Genomic DNA, 25,123 nt, shown 5'->3' with positions numbered 1-25,123 from the left:
TTCTGGTGAAGGATCACGATTCCCCGGGTTGACAACGTTGTCATTGACTCCGGAAGGGGAGCACATGAGGCGACCGGCGGCGCGCCTGGCGACCGCGGTGGCACTCGCCACGGCAGTGGTTCTCGGCAGCGGCCTGCCCGCCATGGCGCAGGGCCCGAAACCCTCACCCAGCACCGAATCCCAGCTTCGCAACGCCCGTACGGTCACCTGCGCCAAGGCGGCCGACGGGCGTCTGATCGACTGCCCGAAACCCCTGGCGGCCAAGGCACTGCCGAAGGCCGCCAAGGACACCTCCACCCTCGCGTCCGTGAGCGACCCCGCGACGCTCGTCGACACGCGTACCTGGACCACCGGCGGCGGCAACACCTTCCCCGGCGCCGACGTGCCGTACGGGATGATCCAGTGGAGCCCCGACACCATGCCGCACCGGAACGCGGGCGGCGGCTACAACTACGGTGACGAGGAGCTCACCGGCTACAGCCTCACCCACGTCAGCGGTCCCGGCTGCGGCGCGGCCCAGGACGTGCCGATCCTGCCGATCACCGGCGACCTGCCGAGCGGCGACCCGAACGACGCGACCACCGCCTTCACCAACGCCGGCGAGGTCGCCCAGGCCGGGTACTACTCGGCGCAGAGCAACCTTCCCGACACCATCACCACGCAGCTGACCGAGACGCCGCACAGCGCGATGGGACGCTTCACGTTCCCCTCCACCACGCAGGCCGGCTTCCTCATCAAGCTCATGGACAGCCAGAACGGCGACTCCGCGTCCAGCGCGCAGATCGTCGGCACCAACGAGATCAAGGGCTCGGACACGAGCGGCGGCTTCTGCGGCGACTCGCACCAGTACACGGTGTACTACGACATCGTCTTCGACCACCCGTTCACCACGTCGAAGGTGATCACGGGATCGGGTTCGAGCCCGCAGGCGGTGTCGGTCGGGTTCGACGCCACCAAGACCCCGACGGTCCAGGCGAAGGTCGGCATCTCGTACGTGAGCGCCGACAACGCGAACCTGAACTGGCGTACGGAGAACCCGGGCTGGAACTTTGACGCGGTCAAGAAGGCCGCGCAGAAGTCCTGGAACAGCCTGCTGGGCCGGATCAACGTGTCCGGTGGTTCCACCGCGACCACCCAGGAGTTCTACAGCCTGCTCTACAAGGACTTCCTCCAGCCGAACATCACCAGTGACGTCAACGGCCAGTTCATGGGCTCCGACGTCAAGACGCACTCGGTGTCGGGAAGCCAGAAGCAGCAGTACGGCATGTACTCCGGCTGGGACACGTACCACTCGCTCGCCCAGCTCCAGGCGATGCTGACGCCGAAGGAGGCGAGCGACCAGGCGCAGTCCCAGGTCAACTACTACGCCGAGAACGGCATCATCCAGCAGTGGGGCTACCTCCACCTGGACAACTGGGTGATGGCCGGCGACCCGGGCACGGCCCTGATCGCGGACTACTACGCGTTCGGCGCGAAGGACTTCGACGGCAAGACGGCGCTCGCCGACATGCTCAAGCAGGCCTACTCGGTCAACGACGTACGGCCGGGTGAGGCGCTGGAGGAGAAGTACGGCTACATGCCGGAGGACGGGACGTACGGCTGCTGCAACCCGCACGCCCAGGTGTCCTCATTGCTGGAGTACGACAACGCCGACTTCGCGCTGTCCCGCTTCGCGGCGTCCCTCGGCGACTCCGCCAACGCGGCGAAGCTGCAGGATCGCGCGAACAACTGGGCGAACGTCTTCAACACCTCGACGGGCCTGCTGACGCCACGCCTCACCAACGGCGCGTTCCTCAGCGGCATCACGCCGTCGACGACGAGCCACTACATCGAGGGGAGCGCCGAGGAGTACCTCTGGGACGTGCCGAACGACTACGCCGGTCTGTTCTCGCTCCTGGGCGGTTCGTCGAAGGTCAAGCCGGCGCTGCGCAAGTTCCTGTCCCGGCCGGACGGGTACGGCGAGTACGCCCAGCTGTCCAACGAGTTCAGCTTCGGTGAGGAGTACGCGCTGGACTACGCGGGCGACCCGGCAGGGGCTCAGCAGGCCGCCAACACCCTGCGGTACGGCCTCTACCTGCCCGGCCCGTCCGGTCTGCCGGACAACGACGACCTGGGCGCGAACAGCTCCGCGTTCGTCTGGTCGATGCTGGGGATGTACCCGGAGAACCCGGGCAGCGACACGCTGGTCTTCGGCAGCCCCGGCTTCCCGCACGCGACGATCTCGCTGCCGAGCGGGAAGACCATCAAGATCAACGCTCCGAACGCCTCGCCGTCGGAGTACTACGTCAAGTCGATGAAGCTCAACGGGAAGGCGAACAGCAAGCTGTACGTGCCGTTCTCGACGCTGGCCAAGGGCGCGACGCTGGACTGGACGATGAGCCCGACGGAGACGTCGTGGGGGACCGGGGCGGACAACGCCCCGCCGTCGTACGGCCCGACGTTCGCCGCCATCGGCTCGACGAACCCGTCGTCGCTGATCCTCTCGCCGGGCGAGTCGGCGAAGACGACGCTGACGGTCAAGTCCGTCGCCTCGGCCGACCAGTCGGTGCAGTGGACCGCCACGGCGCCGTCGGGCGTCACGGTCAGCCCGTCGAGCGGAACACTCAAGGTGTCACCGGACGGCAGCGCGAGCGCGGACCTTACGGTGGCGGCCGGTGACGTGGACGGGAACTATCCGGTGAAGTTCACTCTGACCAGCGCGGCGGGGAAGATCCTGCCGGTGTCGCTGTCGGTCATCGTGGCCAAGCCGGGCGACCTGGGCCCGTTCTACGACAACACCGGCATCAGCGACGACAGCGCCCCGTCCTCCGCCAACTATGACGGCGGTGGATGGAGCTACTCGTCGCAGGCGCTGACCGCGGCGGGCCTGACGCCGGGCGCCTCGGTGACCGCGGGCGGCCTGACCTACCAGTGGCCCGACGTGGCGGCCGGCAAACCGGACAACATCACGGTGGGCGGCCAGACCATCCCGGTGAGCGCCCCCGCGGGAGCGACGAAGCTGGGCTTCCTGGGCAGCGCGTACAACGCGGGCACGGAAGGCTCATCCGGCACGGCGACGATCACGTACACGGACGGGTCGACGTCGACGGCGTCGCTCGGCTTCAGCGACTGGACCCTGTCGGCGGGCAAGGGCACGCCGTCGTTCGGAAACGTGATCGCGGGAACCGCCGCATACCGCAACCACACGAGCGGAAAGGACAACGTGAAGACGTACGTCTTCGCCCAGACCATCCCGATCAGCAGCGGAAAGACGGTCGCCAGCGTGACCCTGCCGCCGTCTCTGAGCCAGGGTTCGATCGGTATCTTCGCCATCGCGGCCGGCTGACCCGGTAGCCGAAAGGCCGGGGCCGATGACGGCCCCGGCCTTTTCCGTGCCGGGGGTCAGCGGGACGAAGCGCCGTCGTTCCCCAGGTGCCGGACACCGCGTGGGGTGAGGAGCTTGCGGACCATGCCGAGCAGCGCGTCGGCCACCAGGGCGAGCACCGCGACCCACAGGGCCGCCGCGATCACGCCGGACAGGCCGTACGCGACCTGGTTGAGGATGATGTCGCCCAGACCGCCGCCGCCGGCGACGGCGGCCAGCGTGGCGCTGGAGATGACGTACACGACCGCGATGCGGATGCCGGTGAACAGCACGGGCAGCGCGAGGGGCAGCTCGATGCGGAACAGGATCTGCCATGGGGTGAGACCCATTCCGCGAGCCGCCCGTACGAGGTCGGGGTCCACCTGCTCCACCGCGAGGTAGGCGTTGGTGAGGATGGGCGGCACCGCCATGATCACCAACGCGACGAGAACGTTGGTGAAGCCGATGCCGAGCAGGCCGAGGAAGATCGCGATGAGCGCGAGGCTGGGCAGCGCGCGGCCCACGTTGGAGACGCTGATCGCGATGAAGCCGCCCCTGCGCCGGTGGCCGAGCCAGATGCCCAGCGGGGCGGCGATGACCAGCGCGACCACGAAGGCCGCCGCGGAGAGCACGAGATGGCTCCAGGCCTTGCCGAGCAGCAGGCCGAGATGTCCGCCCATGAAGGTGAAGCTGTCGAGGAAGGTGTTCATCAGACGGCCCTACGAGCGTGAGTCCACGGGGTGAGCAGGCGGCCGACGAGGACGATCAGGCCGTCCGCGGCGAGCGCGAGTGCGACGGCGAGGGCGCCGGCGGCCACGAACTGGGTGTTGAAGGGCGACTGCAGACCCTGCAGGATCGGTGACCCGAGCCCCTGGTCGATGATGAACGCCGCGATCTCGACGGTGCTGATGGTGGTGACGGTCGCGATCCGCAGCCCGCTGAGGATCGAGGGGATCGCCAGCGGCAGTTCGATCCGCACCAGGATCTGCCGGCGCGTCAGCCCCATCCCCTCGCCGACCCGCCGGACGTCGGGTGGCACCTCGCGCAGGCCGGTCAGGGTGTTCTTGAACAGCACCATGAGCGTGTAGGCGACCAACGCGATCTCGACGGTGAGCACCGAGACGCCGGTGCCCGGGACGAGCAGCTCGAACAGCGCCAGCGGCGGGATCGTGTAGAGGAACGCGGTGAACCCGCCGACCGGCCGTTCCAGCCAGCCCTTGAAGTGGGCCAGCAGGGCGGCCGCGAAGGCGAGGACGAAACCGATCCCCACCGCCATGACGGTGAGCCGGACGTGCTGGACCAGGGCGGGCCAGAAGACGCTGTCCCAGTTGGCGGTGAACCAGTCGGTGCAGAAGAAGCCATTGTCCTGGACGCAGCGGCTGACCGGGCCGAAGTCCGGAATCACCGGGTGGGGTCCGGCGGCGGCGATCATGCCACCTCCCCTTCGTGCGGTGCCGGGCGTCCGGCCTCCGCGCGGATCAGGTCGAGGGTCACGGTCCCGACGAGGCGCCCGTCGCCGTCCGCGACCGGCAGCCGGTCCGTACCCGACGTCATCAACGCGGACAGGGCCGTGTGGAGGGTCTCCGTGGCCGCGAGCGGCGCCGTGTCCGGCGTGGCGTCCGCGGGCTCCAGCGGAAGGTCGCCCACACGCCGCAGGGTGAGCGCCTTGAGTCCCCGGTCGGCTCCGATGAAACGAGCGACGAAGTCGTCGGCGGGAGCGGTGAGGATCCGCTCGGGGGCGTCGTACTGCACCAGGTGGCCGCCCTCGCGGAAGATCGCGATGCGATCCCCCATCTTGACCGCCTCGTCCATGTCGTGGCTGACGAAGAGGGTGGTCTTGCGGACCTGCTCGTGCAGCCGCAGGAACTCATCCTGCATGTGCTCGCGGGTGATCGGGTCGAGCGCGCCGAAGGGTTCGTCCATGAGCATCACCGGCGGGTCCGCGGCGAGCGCCCGAGCGATTCCGACCCGCTGCCGCTGCCCGCCCGACAGCTGAGCCGGATAGCGGCCGCCGTACTCCCGGGGTGGGAGCCCGACGAGGTCGAGCAGCTCGCGTACGCGGTCCCGGATGCGGTCCCGCTTCCAGCCGAGGACCTGCGGCACGGTGGCCACGTTCTCCTCGATGGTCATGTGCGGGAACAGCCCGATCTGCTGGATGACATAGCCGATGCGGCGGCGCAGGCCCGTCGCGTCCTGCTCGGCCACGCTGACGCCGTCGATGCGGATGTCGCCCGAGGTGGGCTCGACCAGACGGTTCACCATGGTCAGAGCGGTCGTCTTGCCGCTGCCGGACGGACCGAGCAGCACGCAGATCTCTCCGGCCGGCACCGTCATCGACAGCTCGTCCACGGCGGGGGCCGGGGCGCCTCGGTACACCTTGGTCGCCCGGTCGAAGACGATCTCGGCCGCGCTCTGCCCTTGGTTCGCCATGAGGTCCTTCTCCATTCGTACGTCCGTCGGCGGGCGCGAGACGCGGCTCACGTCAGGTGGTTGGCCACGAGGAACCGGCGGGCCACCTCGGCCGGGCTGAGGCGCTTGATCGCGACGGCCTCGTTGAGCGCCTGCATCGCCGGCTCCGTGAGCAGCGCGTCGACCTGGTCGAGCGGCTCGGTCAGCCGGGTCCCGTACCGCTCGACGAGTTGCCGGCGGATGACCGGCGCCACGTTCTGGAAGCCGAACACGTGCTTGTCGTCCTCGAGGATCGTGAAGTCGTAGTGGCGCAGCTGCGGGTCGGTGGTGAACACGTCGGCGGCCTGCACCTTGCCGGTCTGCAGCGCCGGGTACTGCAGGCCGATGTTCAGCGGCCGTACCTTCATCCGGTGCAGGCCGTAGGCCTTGACGATCGCGTCGTAGCCGAGCGGGCCGGTGATGTTGTCCGGATATTCCGCGTACGAGATGTCGCCCATGCGTGTCAGGTCGGCGATGGTCCGCAGGTTGTACCGCCGGGCGTCCGAGGTGCGTACGGCCACGGCGTTGCGGTTCTGGAAGGGCGTCGACGCGAGCAGGGTCAGCCCGCGGGTCTCCTCGTAGCGCTTGGCCGCCGCGTACGTGCCCTCCGCGGTGTCCGGGAGTGTCTTCGCGGTCGCCAGGCTCTGCAGGATCACGCCGGTGTACTCGGGGTACAGGTCGAGCTCCCGGCTCCGTACGGCACGGTCGATGAGGGTGGCGCTGCCGACGTTGGACTTGAGCGCCACCCGGAACCCGCGGGCGGTCAGTACCTGCGCGTACAGCTCGCCCATCACCCACGACTCGCTGAACTCCTTGGAACCGATGGTGATCGTGGGTCCGCTGCCGGCCACCGACCAGGCGGAGGCGCCGACGCAGGCGCCCGCCGCGACCAGCAGTCCGCCCGTCAGGAAGGTCCGGCGCCTCATCAGACTCCCGTCCTCGGGATGACGGCGTTCCAGGTCCGATGGAAGACGCGCTCGTCCCCCTCGTAGGCGGTGAGACCGTTGCTCACCGAGAACGCCTCCGCGTCACCGCTCATCCGGCTGTAGGTGACGATCCTGGTGCGCCACTCACCGCGGCCGATCTCCTCGGTGCGCTCGCACTCCACGAGAGCCGACGCGGGGTCGCCCTCGGCCAGGGTGAAGCGGTCGACCGAATCCGCTCGCCGGTATCCGCCGTCAGTGAGGTCGGTGAAGCGGCCGTCGTCCCCGCGCAGCGTGATCTCGATCCGGCCCGCGACGGGGTCGTACCGGACCGTACGATCCGAGGTTCCCGGCTCCTGCCGGATGGGGACGGGCGGGTCGGCGAGCGGCGGCCCGTACGGGCGCAGCCGCGCGTCCTCAGGCCGGCCGGGGCGTTCGGGCAGGTGGAGGGCTGATGGGCCACCGGGCGACAGCGTCACGGTGACGGGCTCCGGCGACGGCCACGCGAGCGGCCAGTACGCCGCCGACACCGACACGCGGATGCGGTGGCCGGCGGCGAAGGCGTGCGCGGTCGCGATCAACGGCACCGTCACGTCGTACGCCCGGCCGGGGTCGAGCGGCCGGGACCGTTCGTGCCCGTCCCGGTGGGTGAGGTTGAGCAGCCCCCGCGTCACCAGCCGCGAGGAGCCGTCCGGCGCCACGTCGCACAGCCGTACGGCGAGAAGAGCGGCCGGCCGGTCGGCGGTGACCCGCAGGCCGACCGAGGGGACGCCCAGGATCTCCACCCGCTCCGCCAGCGGGTCCGAGGTGAACGTGTGGGACAGGCCGTCATCGGCGCCCTGCGGCAGGAACTGCCCGGCGGCGTCACCGAACTGCAGCCAGCTTCCGCCGTACGCCCCGACCGTGCGCGGGCTTTCGAGCGGAATCTCGGCGTCCTTTCGCGGGTCGGTGCGGATGGCCGGGCCGAGGCTGTCCCCGGCGAGCGGGTACTCGCCCGCGTCGAGACGCGGCGACGGCCAGGCGTCCTCGGCGACCCAGCGTCCGGGCCGTTCGTCGAGATCGGCACCGGGCGCCGCCCACTCGGGCATCCAGGCGCGCAGCGCCGGCTCGTCCATCACGCCGGTGTCCCGGCCCCGCAGCCACTGGTCGAACCAGCGGATGACCTCGGCGTGGAAGTCGATGGCAGGCCCGGGCACGCCCTGGTGCGGGTAGCTGTGCGCCCACGGCCCGATGAGGCCGCGCGCGGGAGCGTCCAGCCCTTCGAGCAGGCGCAGCACGGCACCGCAGTAGGAGTCGTACCAGCCGCCCACCGCGAAGACGGCGGCCTCGATCGCGCCGTAGTCCTCGCAGACCGAACCGTGTTTCCAGTACGCGTCCCGCTCCTGGTGGGCGAGCCACTCCTCGATGTAGGCCGGAGTGTCGTTCATCCGCCGCAGCCACTGCTCCCGCCAGCCGGCGCCGACGACCGCGGGGTCCGGCGGCCGCGCGTTGAAGGCGAGCATGGTCGAGGCCCACGGCAGCATCTCGGAGGCGATCAGCGCGCCGCCGGTGTAGTGCACGTCCTCGGCGTAGCGATCGTCGGTCGAGCAGACGGTGACGATGGCCTTCAGCGCGGGCGGCCGGAGCGCGGCGATCTGCAGACCGTTGAAGCCGCCCCACGACTTGCCGATCATCCCGACGTTTCCGTCGCACCACGGCTGCTTCGACAGCCAGTCGATGACCTCGACCCCGTCGGTGAGCTCCAGCTGCGCGTACTCGTCCTGCATCTGGCCGTCGGAGTCGCCGCTGCCCCGCAGGTCGACCCGCACGGAGACGTACCCGGCGCGGGCGAACTGCGCGTGGAGGCTGTTGTCCCGCGCGGCGGTGAAGTCATTCTTGCGATAGGGGATGTACTCGAGGATCACCGGGCACGGTCGGCGCTCGGCGTGGGCCGGCATCCAGATCCGCGCGGCGAGGCGCGTGCCGTCCGCCAGCGGAATCCATACGTGTCGCAGGACCCGGACCGAAGGTGTGCTGTCCGCCGTGGCACTCGAGTTCGACACCTACCGCATCCTCCATCGGCCAGGGGGCAAGTCCGCAATATCGGCGTATCTTGCCAGGTATCTTCGGGCGGACCAAAACCGGCCTCCGGCGGAACCGCAGTGCTGTGGCCTGGATCGACGAGCGTCCGACGCCTTCCGTGCGACGCGGGAACCGCTTCATAGCGGCGACAGCGAGTCCGCTCGCGGGCGACTCGGTCGTTGACTTGACGGATTCTGTCGTCAATAGTCAATCATGTCGTTATCGCGGACCGCTCGTTTCCTGCTGTCGGCCCTCCTGCCGCTCGTGGCCGTCGTGATCTCCGCGCCGACCGGTGCGAGTGCGGCCGCCGCGTCGATCTGCGACCGGTACTGCGACGGTCGCGACCCCGCGCTCACCGTCGGGGACCGTACGCCCGTCCAGGCCACCATTTACTCGCGGCGGATCGTGCTGCATCTCGACGACGCCGACGACATGGCCTGGGGGAGCATCGACACCGGCAACCCGGGCGACGAGGTGTGGCTGGACCGTTCGTTCGACGGCGGCCGGAGCTGGAACCAGGGCAGCAGGCTCGGCGACACCACGGTCCCGAGCGGTCAGCGCGGCCGGCGCACGCTCATGTACAACGTCGACGACTGGAACAACCGGGGCGTCGGCGCGGTCCGCGCCTGCGGAAAGGCCGGCGACCGCGCCGAGATCGCCTGCACGCCGTGGGCGCGTACGACCTGGAACGCCGGCACCCGGTCGACCGCCGCGGCCACCGCACTGATGGAGTTCTACGGCAACGGCACCGGGCTGTGGGCCACCACCAACTGGTGGAACTCCGCGAACGCGCTCACCGCGATCATCGACAACGTCCGGGTCAGCGGAATGGGCAGCTACAAGTACGCGGTCGCCACGACGTACGACGCCAACCTGTCCGCGCAGGGCGGCCAGTTCCGCAACGACTACCTGGACGACACCGGCTGGTGGGGCCTGGCCTGGGTGGACGCCTACGACCTGACCGGCGACAGCCGCTACCTGAACACCGCCCGCGCCGACGCGGACTGGATGACGTCCTACGCCGACGGCGTCTGCGGCGGCGGCGTCTACTGGCGCACCCAGCGCGACTACAAGAACGCCATCCCCAACGAGCTGTACCTGCAGCTGACCGCCGCCCTGCACAACCGCATCCCCGGCGACACGGCCTACCTGAACCTGGCGACCAAGGAGTGGTCGTGGTTCAAGGCCTCCGGAATGATCAACTCCTCCCACCTGATCAACGACGGCCTGGACCTGTCGACGTGTAAGAACAACGGCCAGCCGGTCTACTCGTACAACCAGGGCGTCATCCTGAACGGCCTCACCGAGCTGTACCGGGCCACCGGGGACGCGAGCCTGCTCACCTCCGCGCGCGGGCTCGCCGACGCCTCCACGACCGACCCGGCGCTGAACCCGAACGGCATCCTCGCCGACCCGGGCGAACCGCAGTCCAACGGGGGAGCGGACGGCCCGTCGTTCAAGGGCGTGTACGCGCGCGGGCTGGCCGCGCTCAACAAGGCGCTCGGCGACCACCCGTACACCGCCTATCTGAACCGGCAGGCGGACTCGGCGTACGCCCACGACCGCAACGCCCTCGACCAGTACGGCTATCACTGGGCCGGGCCGTTGGACTCCACCGACGCGGCCCGTCAGCAGAGCGCCGTGGACCTGATGAACGCCACCGCCGCCGGCGGCACGTGACGGCCTCCGGCTCCGGGACGGAACCCGCGCGGTGATCCACGAGTCCAAGCATCGAATCGGGGGATGTGCGGAAGCAGGACATCCGGCGTGATCCGGTCGGCGTACGGCCGTCCGGATCACGCCGCGTCCGAGACGGTCGAATAGGAGAGAGTTCGTGGTCTACGGAGCACCGCCACCCCAGGGGCCAACTCCCGGAGGACCGCCTTTTCCCCCGCCCGGCGGGCCGGGCTTCCCGCCTCCGATCCCGCCGCGCCGGAGCCGGGGACCGCTGATCGGGGTGATCGCCGCCGTCGCCCTCCTTGTCGTCGTCGGCGCGGTCGTCATCGTGCTCACGACCGGCGGGGACGAGCACCCGGCCGCGGCCCCGACGAGCGCCGCGCCGACGCCGAGCCCTCCCACGACACCCACCCCCACGCCCACGCCGACCAACCAGTTCCCGCCGACGGTGCCGGGCTGGCAGGTGATCGTGGCCTCCCAGAAGAACGGCCTGTCGTACGACGTGCCGGCCGACTGGGAGAACAAGGGTGAGGGCAGCATGATCGGCCTGGACGACGGCAGCGCCGTCCCCGAGACCGCCGTGGACTACAGCGCGGAGTCCGAGAAAGGCGACTGCAGACTCGGCGGCGCGGGCTTCCGCGCGTCGGACGTGGACAGCGTCAAGGACTCGGTGGTCCAGGGCGCCCGCATGTGGGCGAAGGCCGCCGCCCGCAAGCAGGCCTCCCCGCGGCAGAGCATCGGCGCCCCGCAGAAGATGAAGCTCAGGAGCGGGGGATGGGTCGAACAGATCACCGCCCGGGTCACGACGGCCCCGGACAGGGACAACTGCGGCTCAACGGGCACGACCATCCACATGGTCGCGCTGCCGGTGACCGGCGGCGGCTCGCTCAGGTTCGTCCTCTACGTCCACACGGGCCAACCGGGTGCCCTCAGCGACGCGGACATGGACAAGGTGGTCCACAGCGTCCGCCTCGCCAAGTGACCCTTCTGGTAGGTATCTTCTGCCGAATCTCGCGCAGGAGCAGTCGTCAGCCGGCCGACAGGCTGATCGCTCGCTGATGTAGTCCCATCCGGTTAGGGGCATGATGGGGATTGACCGGCTCGGCGCTGTCTCCGACGAGCCCAGTGAGACGGGCGAGAACCAGCCCCGGACGGCAGCAGGCTCCGCCGTCTGATCGGCCAGGTGTCGAAGGTCTTCCGTCTCGGGCGGACAGCAGGGCTATCGCCGCTGCCGCGAACAAGGGTGCCGTGGAGTCGTCAACCGAGACCATTGAGAGTCGGTCTGACGCCCCACCGGCGACGGCCGCCTCAGATGAGGCGACCACCGCCATGGAGTTGGGTGAGGCGGATGACGGAGAGCTGTCGGACTCCGATGCTGATACCCAGACCGAGGATGTACAGAGCAGGACGATCACTGGTGACGGACTGCCCGATGACAACGTCCGTGCGGCTGTTCTCGAAGACGCTGTAGTCGAGCGAGGTCTTCTCGACCGCCTCAAACAGGCGGCATCCAAGCTCGATCGAAGCGACGTCCCGCATGAACTGTCCGAGACCGTCGACAGGCCGGACTTCCAAGACCCCGGTGAGAAGCCGGAGCGTGTACCGGATCGCTACAGCACACCGTTGGAGCGACCTGATGGGACGCGTACACCGCTCTTCGATGGAGTGCCTGTCCGAGAGCAGACCAAGCAAGGTGTTCTTGGTGACTGCGGGATCATCGCCACTCTCGGAGCCGTCGCCGGGCATCGACCAGATGCCATCCGTGAATGTGTGCGCGAGGGGAATGACGGGAATTATCAGGTATGTCTCCACGAGGCCAAATACTCGATGTCGCGCATGCGATATGAACCCACCGGTAGAACCATCAATCTCGTCGTGACTCCTGAGCTGCCGATTCACGACGACGAGCCCGAGAGGCCTTCGTTCGCTGATGCGGGCGGTGTCGGGGCCGCGTGGGCTCCGGTGCTGGAGAAAGCCATTGCGGGAGTCGACCAGACATGGAGTGATGGACGTCGGGAGAAGTGGGGGGAGCGCTGGAAGGTTCAGGGAGGGGGAAGGGACCTGCCGACCGGCTATGTTCGGCTCAACCAGGGCAGCAATCCAAGTGATCGCGCTGAACTGCTCACCCAGCTGACCGGGAGTCCTGCGCGAACGTTCGAGCTTCCGACCGGCTATGACCTCAATGGTCGAAGCGCCGACCGGCAACTCATAGAAGAGTTTCGGGCGCGACTTGCCGAGCACAAGCCGATCCTTGTTGGTACCCGTAGCCGCGACGCAGGTGAAAGCTCACTGGTTAAAGAAATGCATCCGTCTCATGCGTATGAAGTCACTGCGATCGACGACCAAGGTAAAATTCACTTGCGAAACCCGTGGAATCGGCGACATTCTGAACCGCTAACGGTAGAAGAATTCAGAGACGGCGTCCGGCCATACTACAGTACTCTGGAGTAGTCGTGTCAGTTACTGAGATTCATCTGGGACAAGGTCGTCAACGAAACACTTCGCTTGGTAGTTTCGGTGTGGTGTACGTAAATCCCGGCAAAGACGGAGATCCTCCCGAAGTCCTCCTTAGTGTGGACACAGACGACGAGCAAGATTTTAAATTGCGTCCTGGTGACACCTTCCCGGTTCGAGACCAGACCTGGAAGCTCGATCGCGTAGAAACTTCCAGTGGTAGCGACTGGACTGTCGTACTGACAAGAGTCGAGTGACGCGAGTGGAGCACCGCGCGCCCTGGAGCAGAGCACCGCGGACGATTCAGGTAGCCTGACAGGCGTGTTCACCAAGTGAACACGCCTGTCAGCTCTCGACCATCGTCAGGCGGAGGCTCCCGTGACCAAATCGACGCGGTCGCCGGATGCCGCCCGTGCCGACCGTGGCGACCAGGCCGACATCCAGGCGGTGAGTCGTGTCAGCCAGATTCTGTCGCTCTTCGATCCGGCCACGCCGGAGGTGACCGCGAGCGAGGTCGCCGAGCGGCTCAGCCTCAACCGCACGACGGCGTACCGCTACTGCACGTCGCTCGTCGCGGCCGGGCTGCTCGAACGCAGCCCCGAGGGCGGCTACGTCCCCGGTGGTCTGCTGCTCCAGCTGGGCGCCTTCGCCATCGGACGTCGTCGCGTCGTCAACCTCGCGCCGCGTCACATGCAGGCGCTCTCCCGCGCCACGCAGACCAGCGTGGTGCTCAGTCTCTGGGGTCTCACCGGTCCGGTGGTCTCCCGGGTCGAGGAGAACGTCTCCACCGTCGTCATCGTCTCCGTACGGGTCGGCAGCCACCTTCCGCTGGACACGGCGCAGAGCAAGATCTTCCTCGCCTACCACGTCGACCAGCTGTCCATGGAACGGCTGACGGCGAACCTCCCCGGTCCGGCGCGTGACGAGCTCCGAGCCGACGTCGAACGGGTTCGCGCCGTCGGTCACTGTTCCGCGATGAGCACTCCCGGCGTCGTCGCGGTGGCGGCGCCCGTCTTCGACGAGTACGGCATCTGCGCCACCATCGCCATCGTCGGCCCGGACAACACCCTGTCGATGTCCGATGAGGCTCCCGAGCTACGCGTCGTCGTCGACACCGCGCGTGAGCTCACCCGCGAGCTCGGCGGCCACTACCGGCCCGACGACCTCGACCAGCGGGCGGTGTAGGGCAGCCACGCGGGCGGCCGCACCGGCGGGATGTCCTTGTACTCGCGCGCTCCGGCGAGTGCGCTGCCGACGAACTCGTCCGGGTCGCGGGCGTCGAGATACGCGTCGACCCCGGCGACCAGCTCCGCGAGCGCCGCGGGTCCGCCGATCCACAGCGCGGTGACGACCTCGACGGCGCGCGCGCCCGAGGCGAGGAACCGCAGCACGTCGGTCGCGGTGCGCGCGCCGTTGGTGCCGACCAGGGGCACGTCGGCGCCGAGCGCCGTACGCGCCTTGGCGACCCAGTACAGGCTCATCGGCAGGCACGCCGGCGATCCCCACGCCCCCCAGGACCCGAGCACCGCGCCGCCGCCGAGGTCGGGCAGGAAGCCCGGGTAACGCCCGACCAGCCCGACGGCGTCCGCACCGGCCGAGCGGGCGGCACGGGCGAGCGCGACGACGTCGGACGCCTGCCCGGGAAGCTTGACGAACAGCGGCGCGTCCACGGCGGCCCGTACGACCCGTACGGCGTCGTGCACCGCGTCCGCCTCGGTCAGCTGTCGTACGGCGGGTGCCTCGCGGCCGTGGGGGGCGCCGATGTTGAGTTCGACGGCGGGCACCGCACCCGCCATCGCGTGCGCGATGCGCGCGGCCGCGACCGGGTCGCCCAGGGTGATGCTGCCGATCACCGGGCAACCGCGGGCCGCGCCGTGCTCGACCCCGGCGGCCAGTAGCGCGAGCCAGTCGTCCAGGTCCACCTGCGCGAGCCCGGAGCGGTTCAGCAGGCCGTCACCGCGCCGCGCCGCGCCGGCGGGCCGTACCCGCCCGCCGGCGGAGACGAAGGCGTAGTCCGCGATGTCCAGCTGCCGCCGGGCGGCGGCGCTCTCGTTCACCGACTTCGCCACCACCGCACCGGCGCCCGCGTCGACGCAGGTGATCAGCCCGTCGAGCGTCATGGTCAGCTCGGACGAGCCGACCCACACCGGATTGGCGGTGACCAGGCCGCCGACCGTCGCCTTCCGTCCGGTCAAGACAGCGCGGGGATCGTGTCGTCGTCGGCCATGTCCACGTCCTTGGTCTCCGGGCCGAGGAAGCCGCCGAGGCTGATCAGTACGCCGGCGAGCGCGATCAGGACGGCCGGGGCGAGGTGAGCCGAGACGACGCCGTCGAACTGCCGCAGGTAGAACTGGTAGAACGCCGGCGCGATGAGCGCGAGGCTGTAACCGACGCCGTACCCGGTCGAACGGATGCTCGCCGGGAACCGCTCGGTCAGGTACGCGGCGATCGGGCCGAACGTGCCGACGGTGAAGACGCCGATCAGGATGGCCCAGCCGAGCGCCGCGCCGAGGCCACCGTTCGAGACCATCAGCAGCGAGTACGAACCGGCGCCCACCACCAGGACCGACAGGCCGTAGCCGATGTAGAACCGCCGTCGCCCGATGCGCTGGGACAGCACTCCGAAGACGGGATAGGCCAGTGCGGCGGACGCGTTGATCACGAGCATGGTCAGCGTGACCTGCTTGCTGGACAGCAGAAGGTGCGCCTTCAGCTGTGCGGGTGTCACGGCGGCCTCCATGTTGGTCGCGAGCCACGTGCCGGTCATCAGCACGAACACCTGCGCCAGCGCCTTCGGGTACCGCACCAGCAGCCGTACGAACGGCAGTTTGTGCCGCTCACCGGTCAGCTCCGCCGGCGGCTCGTGCACCTGCCTGAGGTAGTAGCGGAACAGCAGGGCCGACAGCAGCGCACCGACCAGGAACGGCACCCGCCAGCCCCACTGCACGTAGCCGCTGTGCAGCCCGGCGGACGGCAGCAGCTGCAGCATCAGCAGCGTGATCGCGGCGATCACGACGTACGCGCCGGGGGAGGTCGAGGTGATGATCGAGGCGTAGAGGCCGCGCTTGTGCTTCGGGCTCCACTCCATCGCCAGCGGGACCGCGGTCGTGTACTCGCCGCCGAGGAAGATCCCGTCGACGAACCGCAGCGCGATCAGCAGGCCGACCGACCACGTCCCGATCGTCTCGTGGCCCGGCAGGCACGCGGTCGCCAGGGTGATGGTGCCGAAGCCGCCGACCGCGACCAGCGTCGTGCGCTTGCGCCCGACGGTGTCGGCGAAGTGGCCGAAGATCAGCGCGCCGAGCGGACGGCCGATGAGCGTCGACGCGAACACCAGCGACGACAGCAGGGCCGTCGTGCTCGCGCTCAGAGACGCCGACTGGAAGTAGACCGTCGCCGGCGCCAGCACGACGATCGGCAGGTAGATGTCGAACTGGTCGACGAAGTAGGCGAGCGCCCCGCCGCGCACCGCGGCGCGCACCTTGGCCATGTCCGGGCCGTGTGAGGGGTGGGGGCGAGCGTCGTCCGGCGCCGCTGGGTGCGGCACTGCTGCGTGGGGCGGTGTGGACATGGTCGTCCTCCGAGGTCGGCTGCCCGGTACCGCAGCTCGTCGACACCACAGTCGGCGTCGCCCCGAACTGCGTGTTCACAAAGTGAACGTCCTAATAGTGCAGCATGTGATCTCCGTGACACAAGACCGTAATAAGGGTTGACATCCGGTCCTATAGTGAACAGTGACTTCACATTGCGAACGAAGGGTGGCTCCATGACTCAGAGTCCCGCCATCGCCTCCGTCCTGGACGGCCTGGTCGACATGCACGTCCACTCCGGGCCCAGCCCGTTCCCCCGCCGCTTCGACCACGTCGAGGCCGCGCAGGACGGCGCCCGGATCGGGATGCGCGCCATGGTCGCCAAGTCCCACCACCACAACACCCAGATGGACATCCTGGCGATGAAGGGACGTCTCGCCGACGTCGCCGCCACCGCGTACGGCGGCGTCGCGCTCAACAGCACCGTCGGCGGGCTCAACGTGCACGCGGTGCGCATGTGCCTGCGCATGGGCGGCAAGGTCGTCTGGTTCCCGACCATCTCCTCCGGCCGCCACATCGAGTGCCACCCCGAGGACGGGGCCTTCCCGACCACCACGGTGCCCCTGACGCTGGAGCGCATCGACATCGTCGACGAGGACGGCGAGCTGAAGCCCGAAGTGATCGAGATCCTCGACGAGATCAAGGCGCAGGAGGCCGTCGTCAACGGCGGCCACATGTACCCCGCCTACATCCGCACGCTGTTCCAGGCCGCGCACGAGCGAGGGATGACGCGGATGGTCGTCAGCCACCCCGACTTCGTGATCGGCGCCGACCCCGACCTGTGCCGCGAGCTCATCGACCTCGGCGCGTACGTCGAACACGAGATCGGCATGTACGACCCCGAGGGAACGCAGAAGTGGGACCCCAGGAAGCTGCTGACCTGGATCGAGACGCTCGGCCCCGAGCACACGGTGCTGGCCTCGGACTTCGGGCAGGCGGCCAACCCGAAACCGGTGGACGCGTGGATGCGGGTGGCCGGGGCGCTGCTCGACCTCGGCCTGGCCGAGAAGGACCTGCGGCGCATGGTCCGCGACAACCCCACCTACCTGCTGAACCTCGACGCCTGAGCGAAAGGACATACCACCGTGTACGAGAAGGACGACCCCCGTTCATCGCTCGCGACGGCGACCACGCCGCGGCCGGACAGCGGTGCGGCGATCGCGGCCCCGCAGTACTTCGACTTCCACCGGCTCGCGTCGCCGGACGCCGGGACACCGGACGGGCGCACCGCGATCGTGCGCGGTCAGAACGTCGTGCTCGTGCACACCGACGCACGGGCCGGCGACGACCTCGACAACGGCACGCTCGACGGCGAACTCGCCGTGGTGGTCACCGGTGACTCTCCCGCCTTCTCGGTGATCACCGACGACGGCGCCACGTTGATCGACGCGCCCGGGCTCGTCGTGGTGCCGCCCGGCGCCTCGCGGATCGGCGTGCACGGCGACGGCCCGCTCATCCGCCTGGTCGAGGCCACCGAGCCCGCGTGGCGGGACCGGGCCGCCAACGCCGCCGCGTACGCGGAGGACCACCCGCGCGTGGCCCTGCTCCGGCGATGGCCGGAGCCCCCTGGCGGGCCGGCGGTGCGGTACTACCGGCTCGCGGACGTGCCGGACGACCCGGCCCGGTTCGGCCGCATCTTCCGCACCCGCTCGTTCATGGTCAACTTCCTGCCCGAGGTCACCGGCCCGCGCGACCCGCACAAGCTCTCACCGCACACGCACGACGACTTCGAGCAGCTGTCCCTGGCGGTACGGGGCGAGTACGTCCACCACATCCGCACCCCCTGGCTGAGCGACAGCACCGGATGGCGCGACGACGATCACGTACGGCTCGGCAGCCCGTCCGTCGCGATCATCCCGCCGCCCACCGTGCACACCTCCGCGGCCGCCGATCCGGGCGTGAACCAGCTGATCGACATCTTCAGCCCCCCGCGTGCGGACTTCTCCGCCAAGCCCGGCTGGGTGCTCAACGCCGACGACTACCCGATGCCATGAGCGCCGCTCGTACGGGTGCGGGGCTGTTCGCACCGGACCGCGACACCGTCCCGCTCGGCACCTGGCTGAAGATCTCCTCGGGCGAGCCGGTGGAGATCATGGCGTTCGCCGGGTTCGACTTCGTCGTGATCGACATGGAGCACGCGCCGCTCGACCTGCAGACCGCGTACCGGCTGATCAACTCCGCCGCGGCGCTGGGCATGGTGCCCCTCGTACGGGTGCCGGACACGACGGCGTCGACGATCCAGAAGATCCTCGACGCGGGCGCCATGGGCATCCTCGTACCGCACGTCGACACGGTCCAGCAGGCCGCCGCCGTCGGGCGGGCGTGCCGGTTCCCGCCCCACGGCGTCCGCGGCGCGGGCGGCACCAGCCGCGCCGGAGCGTGGGGACTGCGCCCGAACGCCGACTACCTCGCCACCGGCAACGACGACGTGCTGTGCGTCCCGCAGCTGGAGAGCGTCGACGCGATCAAGGCCGCGCCGGAGATCCTCGCCCTCGACTCCATCGACGCGGTGTTCGTCGGCGCCGCGGACCTCTCGATGTCGATGGGGTCCACGCCGGCCTCGCCCGACGTGCTCGAACTGATCGGCTCGGCGCTCGACGCCGCGCACGCCGCCGGCAAGAGATGCGGGCTCGCGTTCGGCGGCGTGCCCGAGCGGGCCGCGCGGGCGGTACGCGACGGCTGCGACTTCGTCCTGCTCAGCAACGACACGTCGATGCTGGCGGAGGCCGCGCGCGGTCTGGTCACGGCGTTCCGGGAAGCGATGTGACCCTGTCATGACGCTGTCCCTGCCGTCGGCCGCCCTGTCGATCGCCGAGCTGGACGGCCTCGACCACGAAGAAGTGGTGCGCTTCGTCCGGGTGCTCGAGGAGAGCGGCCACCGCATGGTCTGGATCCCCGAGGTCGCCGGGCGTGAGGCGTTCACGACCGCCGCCCTCGTGCTCGGCTCGACGCGACGGCTGATCGTCGGCAACGGCGTCGCCCGCGCGCTCGAACGCGTACCGAAGTCCGCCGCGTCCGCCGCCCACGACCTCGCCGCCGGATATCCCGGGCGCTACGTGCTCGGGCTCGGCGTCAGCGGCGCGGTCCGCGAGCGCGGGATCGGCCCGCTGCCGTTCCTGCGCGACTACCTCGACGGGATCGACGCGACGCTCGCGCGCCGCGGCGGCACCGTACCGCGAGTCCTCGGTGCGTACTCGGCCGGGATCACGCGGCTGGCCGCGGAGCGCGCCGACGGGCTGATCACGTTCCTCGTCACCCCAGAGCACACCCGCTGGGCGCGCGAGACGATCGGGCCGGACCTGTTCCTGTCGGTCGTCCAGTGGGCGGTGGTCGGCCGTGACCGCGCCGCGGCCCGTGACGTCGCGCGCGCACGCCTCGCCTACTACCTGACGCTGCCGCACCAGATCGCCAAGCTGACGCGGCTCGGGTTCACCGAGGCCGATCTCGCACCGCCGGGGTCCGACCGGCTCGTCGACGCCCTCGTCGCCTGCGGCACGCCGGAGCAGGTACGCGAGGCGCTGCGACGGCAGTACGACGCGGGCGCCACACAGGTCGCGGTCAGCCTGGTCGGCCCGCTCGACGAGGCGAAGCTCGACGCGTACCGGGCACTCGCCGCCGATCATCGAACAGCCATGGAGAGGACGCACTGATGCGGGCTGCGGAGAAGGTCATGATCACCACGGCGGTGACGGGCTCGGTGAACGTGCCGTCCCAGAGCCCGTACCTGCCGCTGTCCGCCGCGCAGGTGACCGAGGCGGCGCTGGAGGCGATCGAGGCCGGCTCGGCCATCGTGCACCTGCACGCCCGGCAGCCGGACGGCCGGCCGACGCCCTCGCCCGAGGTCTTCGAGGAGATCGTCGAGCCCATCACCGCGAACACCGACGCCGTCATCAACATCACCACCGGCGGCTCGTCGGCGATGACGATGGAGCAGCGGCTGGCCGCCGCCGTACGCCTCCGGCCCGAGCTGGCGTCGATGAACATGGGCACGATGAACTTCGTGTACGCGGGGATCGCCGACAAGGTCACCGAGTGGCGGCACGACTGGGAGGAGCCGTACGTGCGGGCCACCTACTCCAAGCCGTTCCTGAACACCTTCGACCGGATCGAGCACGCGCTGCGGACGCTCGGTGAGTTCGGCACCCGGTTCGAGTACGAGTGCTACGACATCGGGCACCTGTACTCTCTCGCGTACTTCGTCGACAAGGGCCTGGCCAAGCCGCCGCTGATGATCCAGGGCGTGTTCGGCGTCCTCGGCGGCATCGGCGCCGACCACGAGAACCTGGAGCACATGGTGCGGATCGCCGACAAGCTCTTCGGCGACGACTACACCTTCTCCGCCTTCGCCGCCGGCCGCGACCAGCTGAGCTTCGGCACCCACAGCGCGTGGCTCGGCGGCCACGTACGGGTGGGCCTGGAGGACAGCCTGTGGATCGGCAAGGGGCGGCTCGCGGAGAGCAACGCCCAGCAGGTCAGGAAGATCCGGGCCGTCATCGAGGACCTGGGCAAACAGATCGCCACACCAGCCGATGTCCGCGCGATGCTCGCGCTCCGGGGCATCACGGACGGAGTCTCATGAGCACACCGCCGCTCGCCGGCAAGGTCATCGTCCTCGTCGGAGCCAGTACGGGCATCGGAGCCGACGCCGCGCGCGTCCTTGCCGGGGACGGCGCCGCCCTCATGCTCGTCGCGCGCAGCGAGGAACCGCTCGCCAAGCTCACCGCGGAGCTCACCTCGGCGGGCCACGACGTGGCGTACACGACCGGCGACGTCACGAACGCGGCGGACGTCGCCCGCTTCATCGACGCCACCGTCACCCGGTTCGGCCGCCTCGACGGGGCGTACAACAACGCCGCGATGGGCGGCGCCGGGCGCCTCGACGCGGTCTCCGAGGAGGACTTCGACCGCATCATGACCGTGAACGTGAAGGGCACGTGGCTGTGCATCCGCGAGGAGGTGCGCGTCATGGAGCGGCAGGGCTCCGGCTCGATCGTCAACGTGAGCAGCATCGGCGGCCTCCGCGGCAGCTCCGGAATGGGCGCCTACCAGGCGACGAAACACGCGGTCATCGGCCTGACCCGAACGGCGGCCCACGACTTCGGCCCGCTCGGCATCCGGGTGAACGTGATAGCCCCCGGCCCGACCGAGAGCCCGATGCTCGCCGAACTGCGCCGCACGATCCCCGGCGGCGTGGAGGCCCGGATCGCCGCCACACCGCTGCGCAAGGTGGGGACGGGGGAGGAGGTCGGAGCGACCGCGGCGTTCCTGCTGAGCGACCGGGCGAGCCACATCAGCGGCGTCGTACTGCCGGTCGACGGGGGATTCCTCGCCTGAACGGCACTCCGGGTCAACCGCAGACGTGCTGGAAGGTCTGGCCGGGCACGTACCGGTCCCACTCGGCGCGCGTGAGGGACCGTCCGGCGACGGCGCAGAGTGAGGCCGGTGGGTCGCTCGGCGCGCTCACGTCCCACAGCCGTGCGGTCCCGTCGGCTCCGGCGGTGGCGAGGACTCCGCCGCCGGGGCCGAACGCCACGTCCGTGACGGAACCCGAGTGGCCGATGAGCGGTCCGCCGAGTTGATTGTGCGTGGCGGTGTCCCACAACCGGGCCTTGCCGTCGCTGCCCGCCGTCGCGAAGGTCCGGCCGTCCGGGCTGAACGCGAGGCCGAAGACGTCGAGGTGATGTCCGGTGGGGATGGTCCTGCCGGCCGGGCCGGACGGCACCGCGTCGGCCTGCTCGTCCTGGCCGATCAGCGGGGCGCCGATCTGGCGATGGGTCGAGACGTCCCACAGCCGCGCGGTTCCGTCACGTCCCACCGTCGCGAGCGTCCTGGCGTCCGGGCTGAACGCCACCGCGCCGACGGGCCCGTTGTGCCCGGTGAACGGCGTGCCGATCCGGCGGCCGGTGCGGGCGTCCCACAGGCGGACGGCGCCGTCGGCGTCGCCGGTCGCGAGCAGGCGGCCGTCCCGGCTGAACGCGATCACGTCGATGCCGGCGCCGTCGACCAGTACGAGGACCACGGCGTGGGTGGTGATGTCCCACAGCCGGGCCGTCCCGTCGCCGTCCGTGGCGGCCAGCCTCCTGCCGTCGGGGCTGAACACCACGTTCTCCACGCTCGTGCCCTGCCCGGCGACGAACGAGCTGATCAAGCGGTGTGCGGTGACGTCCCAGAGCCGCGCGACGCCCTCGCTGTCGCCGGTGGCGAGCGTGCGGCCGTCCGGGCTGAGGGCCACGTCGTAGAAGAACCCCGTGGAACTGGTCACCGGCATGCCGATCTGGCGATGGGTGCGGGTGTCCCAGAGCCGTGCCGTACGGTCCTCGCTCGCGGTGGCGAGGACGTTCCCGTCCCGGCTGTAGGCCACCGAGTAGACCGCGTTGCCGTGGCCGGTGAGCGGCGCGCCCGTCTGACGGTGGACGGAGACGCTCCACAGGCGCGCCGTCCGGTCCGCACTCGCGGTGGCGAGACCGCGGCCGTCGGGGCTGAACGCCACCGCTTTGACGTCGCCGGTATGGCCGGTGAGCGGTGAGCCGGTCTGTCGCCGCGTGGCGACGTCCCACAGGCGCACCGTGTCGTCGGTGCCGCCGGTGGCGAGCGTACGGCCGTCCGGGCTGAACGCCACGGCGTTCACGAAGACGCCTCCGGTGACGAGCGGTTCGCCGATCTGCCGGCGGGCGGCGACGTCCCACAGGCGCGCGGTACGGTCGGCGCCGCCGGTGGCCAGCGTGCGGCCGTCCGGGCTGAACGCCACCGCCTCGACACCCTTCGGGCGGAAGAGGGAGCCGGGTACCGCGGCGGGCCGGACCGTGATCGGCCGGCCGGTCCGGTGGTGGGTGGCGACGTTCCACAGCCGCACCGTCCCGGCGCTGTCACCGGTCGCGAGCGTACGGCCGTCGGGGCTGAACGCCACCGTCCCACCGTGAGTGATGAGCGGTGCGCCGACCTGGCGGCGAGTGGCGACGTCCCACAGCCGTACGGGTCCGTCGTCGCCCGCGGTGGCGATGGTCCGTCCATCCGGGCTGAACCTCGCGGAGCGGACGACTCCGTGGCCGGTGGCGATCGGCGGCCCGGTCTGGCGGCGAGAGGCCGTGTCCCACAGCCGTACGCCTCCCGTGGGACCGAGGTGGACGGTGGCGAGCGTCCCGCCGCGAGGGCTGAACACGATTGTGCTCACCGCGCCGTCCTTCGCGGCGAGCGGCGCTCCGCTCTGGCGGCGGGTGGCGACGTCCCACAGCCGTGCGGTCCCGTCGGCGCCGCCCGTCGCCAGAGTCCTGCCGTCGGGGCTGAACGCCACGGAGTCGACCGGCCCGTCATGGCCGGTGAACGTTCCCCGGTCGGGTTCCTGGAGGAGGTTGAGCATGGCGTAGCGGGCGTCGTCCGTGTGGGCGGTGCGCCAGGCCGCCGCGGCCAGCAGCGCGGAGGTGACGGGATCGGTCCGCTCCATGGTCTCGCTCTGCGCCGCCAACTGGCGGGAGACCGCGAGTGCACGCTGATGGTTCGCGTCGCCCGCCGCCGACACGGCGGTGACGGCCGCGATGAGCGCGACCACCGTCAGCCCGGCCAGCGTGGCGAGCACGGCTCGTCTCCGGCGGGCGGCGCGCTGCGCCGCGTACTCCGAGGCCGTCACGAAGTCGAGCGGGTCCGCCGTGACCGGATAGCGCGCCGGGTCGGCCTTCCACGTGACGCGGGCCTCCTGCACGGCCACCAGTTCGGCGCCCCGGTACAGGTACGACGGATTCCGGCCGTTGCCATTCCACTCCGCGGCCCGCTTCAGGAGCCGGCCGTACACCGCGGCGACGGTGACGTCGGGCTCCAGCCAGTCGCGCAGCCGTGACCAGGAGCGCAGCAGCTCGTCATGGGAGATCTGAACGCTGTCCTCGCTCAGGACGAGGAGCCGCTGCGCCGCGAACGCCTCCAGCACGGCGTCCACGTCGCCGCGCTCGGCCTCGGGACGGCCGACGTACAGGTCCGTCCGGAGCCGTTCGCGGCGTGACAGCCGTAGATCGCCCGAGACGTCCGTGAGGGCGTGGAAGAGGTCGCCGGCGATCTCCGGCCTGGCGCCCGTGAGACTCTCGTAGACGTCTTCGGCGCTCGTCTGGATCGCCCCGCGGACCCCGCCGGACCTCCCATAACCGTGGGCGGTCAGCCGGTCGCCCTCTCTGTGCCGCCACGTGATGAGCATGGCCTGGGACAGCCACGGCAACGCCCCGGCCTCGTACGCGCCGGGTGCCGCACTGGAGCGCAGGTCGGCCAGGATCATCTCGGTGAGGCCCGGATCGATCCGCAGCCCGGCGGCCATGGCCGGGCCGACGATCGCCTGCCTCAGCTCCGGCTCTTCCATCGGGCCGACGACGAAGTTGCCGTTCGACAACGCCTCCCGCAACGCGGGATACGCCGCGCAGCGGCCCAGGAAGTCACTGCGAAGCGCGATCAGCACGACCGCGGGCGGCTGCTCCGCCGGCCCGTACGGCGTGCCGGCCATCGCCCGCAGCGCGGCGACGAACGCCGAGCGTTCGGACTCCTCCACCCGAGGGGCGAAGACCTCCTCGAACTGGTCGACCACGAGGACGAGCCGCTGCCGCGCGGCGGACGCCGCCGGGATCCCACGGCGGTTCGCGTCCGCCAGCACC

20 protein-coding genes are annotated in these 25,123 nt (G+C 70.2%); 12 read left to right on the top strand and 8 right to left on the bottom strand.

Going from position 1 to position 25,123, the window contains the following annotated elements; all coding sequences use genetic code 11:
- Positions 1-64 precede the first annotated feature (64 nt).
- Entirely contained in the window at positions 65-3,325 is a 3,261-nt protein-coding gene (locus tag QSK37_RS11955) for a GH92 family glycosyl hydrolase (protein WP_285619807.1), read from the top strand.
- Positions 3,326-3,381: 56 nt separating this feature from the next.
- Here QSK37_RS11955 and QSK37_RS11950 read toward each other — a convergent pair whose 3' ends face one another.
- The 5 genes from QSK37_RS11950 to QSK37_RS11930 are packed head-to-tail and all read right to left on the bottom strand — an operon-like array spanning position 3,382 to position 8,756.
- Positions 3,382-4,053 (bottom strand): ABC transporter permease, encoded by a 672-nt coding sequence (locus QSK37_RS11950; protein ID WP_285619806.1) that lies wholly within the window; start codon positions 4,051-4,053, stop codon positions 3,382-3,384.
- Positions 4,053-4,775: an ABC transporter permease gene (locus QSK37_RS11945; RefSeq protein ID WP_285619805.1), complete on the bottom strand. Its 723-nt coding sequence runs from the start codon at positions 4,773-4,775 to the stop codon at positions 4,053-4,055. Before QSK37_RS11945 ends, QSK37_RS11950 begins: the two co-directional genes overlap by 1 nt.
- On the bottom strand, positions 4,772-5,788 hold the full coding sequence (locus QSK37_RS11940; protein ID WP_285619804.1) for an ABC transporter ATP-binding protein: 1,017 nt from the start codon (positions 5,786-5,788) through the stop codon (positions 4,772-4,774). The genes QSK37_RS11945 and QSK37_RS11940 overlap by 4 nt, the downstream gene beginning before the upstream one ends.
- A gap of 32 nt (positions 5,789-5,820) precedes the next feature.
- On the bottom strand, positions 5,821-6,717 hold the full coding sequence (locus QSK37_RS11935; RefSeq protein ID WP_285619803.1) for an ABC transporter substrate-binding protein: 897 nt from the start codon (positions 6,715-6,717) through the stop codon (positions 5,821-5,823).
- Positions 6,717-8,756 carry a CocE/NonD family hydrolase gene (locus QSK37_RS11930; RefSeq protein WP_285619802.1) on the bottom strand — a complete coding sequence of 680 codons (2,040 nt, stop codon included), beginning with the start codon at positions 8,754-8,756 and terminating at the stop codon, positions 6,717-6,719. The genes QSK37_RS11935 and QSK37_RS11930 overlap by 1 nt, the downstream gene beginning before the upstream one ends.
- A 232-nt stretch (positions 8,757-8,988) precedes the next feature.
- On the opposite strand from QSK37_RS11930, the gene QSK37_RS11925 reads away from it, so the two are divergent.
- The 5 genes from QSK37_RS11925 to QSK37_RS11910 all read left to right on the top strand — a co-directional run bounded on the left by QSK37_RS11925 (position 8,989) and on the right by QSK37_RS11910 (position 14,091).
- Positions 8,989-10,455, top strand: coding sequence for a glycoside hydrolase family 76 protein (locus QSK37_RS11925; RefSeq protein WP_285619801.1), 1,467 nt, complete (start codon positions 8,989-8,991; stop codon positions 10,453-10,455).
- Positions 10,456-10,732: 277 nt separating this feature from the next.
- The gene (locus QSK37_RS11920) at positions 10,733-11,434 is read left to right on the top strand and encodes a DUF8017 domain-containing protein (protein ID WP_285619798.1); all 702 of its coding nucleotides are present in this window, start codon (positions 10,733-10,735) and stop codon (positions 11,432-11,434) included.
- A gap of 347 nt (positions 11,435-11,781) precedes the next feature.
- Entirely contained in the window at positions 11,782-12,903 is a 1,122-nt protein-coding gene (locus tag QSK37_RS11915) for a C2 family cysteine protease (RefSeq protein ID WP_285619797.1), read from the top strand.
- A gap of 2 nt (positions 12,904-12,905) precedes the next feature.
- A complete protein-coding gene (locus tag QSK37_RS51710) occupies positions 12,906-13,163 on the top strand; it encodes a DUF6406 domain-containing protein (RefSeq protein WP_432705559.1) in 258 nt (85 codons plus the stop codon).
- A gap of 121 nt (positions 13,164-13,284) precedes the next feature.
- Positions 13,285-14,091 (top strand): IclR family transcriptional regulator, encoded by an 807-nt coding sequence (locus QSK37_RS11910; RefSeq protein WP_285619795.1) that lies wholly within the window; start codon positions 13,285-13,287, stop codon positions 14,089-14,091.
- Here the strand turns inward: QSK37_RS11910 and QSK37_RS11905 are convergent.
- Together QSK37_RS11905 and QSK37_RS11900 are read right to left on the bottom strand one after the other, a co-directional pair.
- A complete protein-coding gene (locus QSK37_RS11905; RefSeq protein WP_285619793.1) occupies positions 14,055-15,101 on the bottom strand; it encodes a hypothetical protein in 1,047 nt (348 codons plus the stop codon). The two genes, QSK37_RS11910 and QSK37_RS11905, sit on opposite strands and share 37 nt — an antisense overlap.
- Positions 15,098-16,477 carry an MFS transporter gene (locus tag QSK37_RS11900; RefSeq protein ID WP_285619791.1) on the bottom strand — a complete coding sequence of 460 codons (1,380 nt, stop codon included), beginning with the start codon at positions 16,475-16,477 and terminating at the stop codon, positions 15,098-15,100. Before QSK37_RS11900 ends, QSK37_RS11905 begins: the two co-directional genes overlap by 4 nt.
- A gap of 195 nt (positions 16,478-16,672) precedes the next feature.
- Between QSK37_RS11900 and QSK37_RS11895 the strand changes: the two genes are divergently transcribed.
- The 6 genes from QSK37_RS11895 to QSK37_RS11870 are packed head-to-tail and all read left to right on the top strand — an operon-like array spanning position 16,673 to position 21,830.
- A complete protein-coding gene (locus QSK37_RS11895) occupies positions 16,673-17,563 on the top strand; it encodes a DUF6282 family protein (RefSeq protein WP_285565955.1) in 891 nt (296 codons plus the stop codon).
- 18 nt (positions 17,564-17,581) lie between these two features.
- Entirely contained in the window at positions 17,582-18,490 is a 909-nt protein-coding gene (locus QSK37_RS11890) for a cupin domain-containing protein (RefSeq protein WP_285619789.1), read from the top strand.
- A complete protein-coding gene (locus QSK37_RS11885; protein ID WP_285619787.1) occupies positions 18,487-19,263 on the top strand; it encodes an HpcH/HpaI aldolase family protein in 777 nt (258 codons plus the stop codon). The genes QSK37_RS11890 and QSK37_RS11885 overlap by 4 nt, the downstream gene beginning before the upstream one ends.
- A gap of 7 nt (positions 19,264-19,270) precedes the next feature.
- Complete coding sequence (locus tag QSK37_RS11880) at positions 19,271-20,146, top strand: LLM class flavin-dependent oxidoreductase (protein ID WP_285619786.1); 876 nt, start codon at positions 19,271-19,273, stop codon at positions 20,144-20,146.
- Positions 20,146-21,075: a 3,5-dioxohexanoate:acetyl-CoA acetone transferase gene (kce, locus tag QSK37_RS11875; protein ID WP_285619784.1), complete on the top strand. Its 930-nt coding sequence runs from the start codon at positions 20,146-20,148 to the stop codon at positions 21,073-21,075. Before QSK37_RS11880 ends, kce begins: the two co-directional genes overlap by 1 nt.
- On the top strand, positions 21,072-21,830 hold the full coding sequence (locus QSK37_RS11870) for an SDR family NAD(P)-dependent oxidoreductase (protein ID WP_285619783.1): 759 nt from the start codon (positions 21,072-21,074) through the stop codon (positions 21,828-21,830). Before kce ends, QSK37_RS11870 begins: the two co-directional genes overlap by 4 nt.
- Positions 21,831-21,843: 13 nt before the next feature.
- On the opposite strand, the gene QSK37_RS51455 is transcribed toward QSK37_RS11870, so the two are convergent.
- On the bottom strand, positions 21,844-25,122 hold the full coding sequence (locus QSK37_RS51455; protein WP_349497959.1) for an nSTAND1 domain-containing NTPase: 3,279 nt from the start codon (positions 25,120-25,122) through the stop codon (positions 21,844-21,846).
- Position 25,123: the final 1 nt, after the last annotated feature.

Origin of the sequence: Actinoallomurus iriomotensis, assembly GCF_030269445.1 — a bacterium.
GTDB classification, from domain to species: domain Bacteria; phylum Actinomycetota; class Actinomycetes; order Streptosporangiales; family Streptosporangiaceae; genus Actinoallomurus; species Actinoallomurus iriomotensis.
This window is presented reverse-complemented; position numbering and strand designations above follow the sequence as displayed.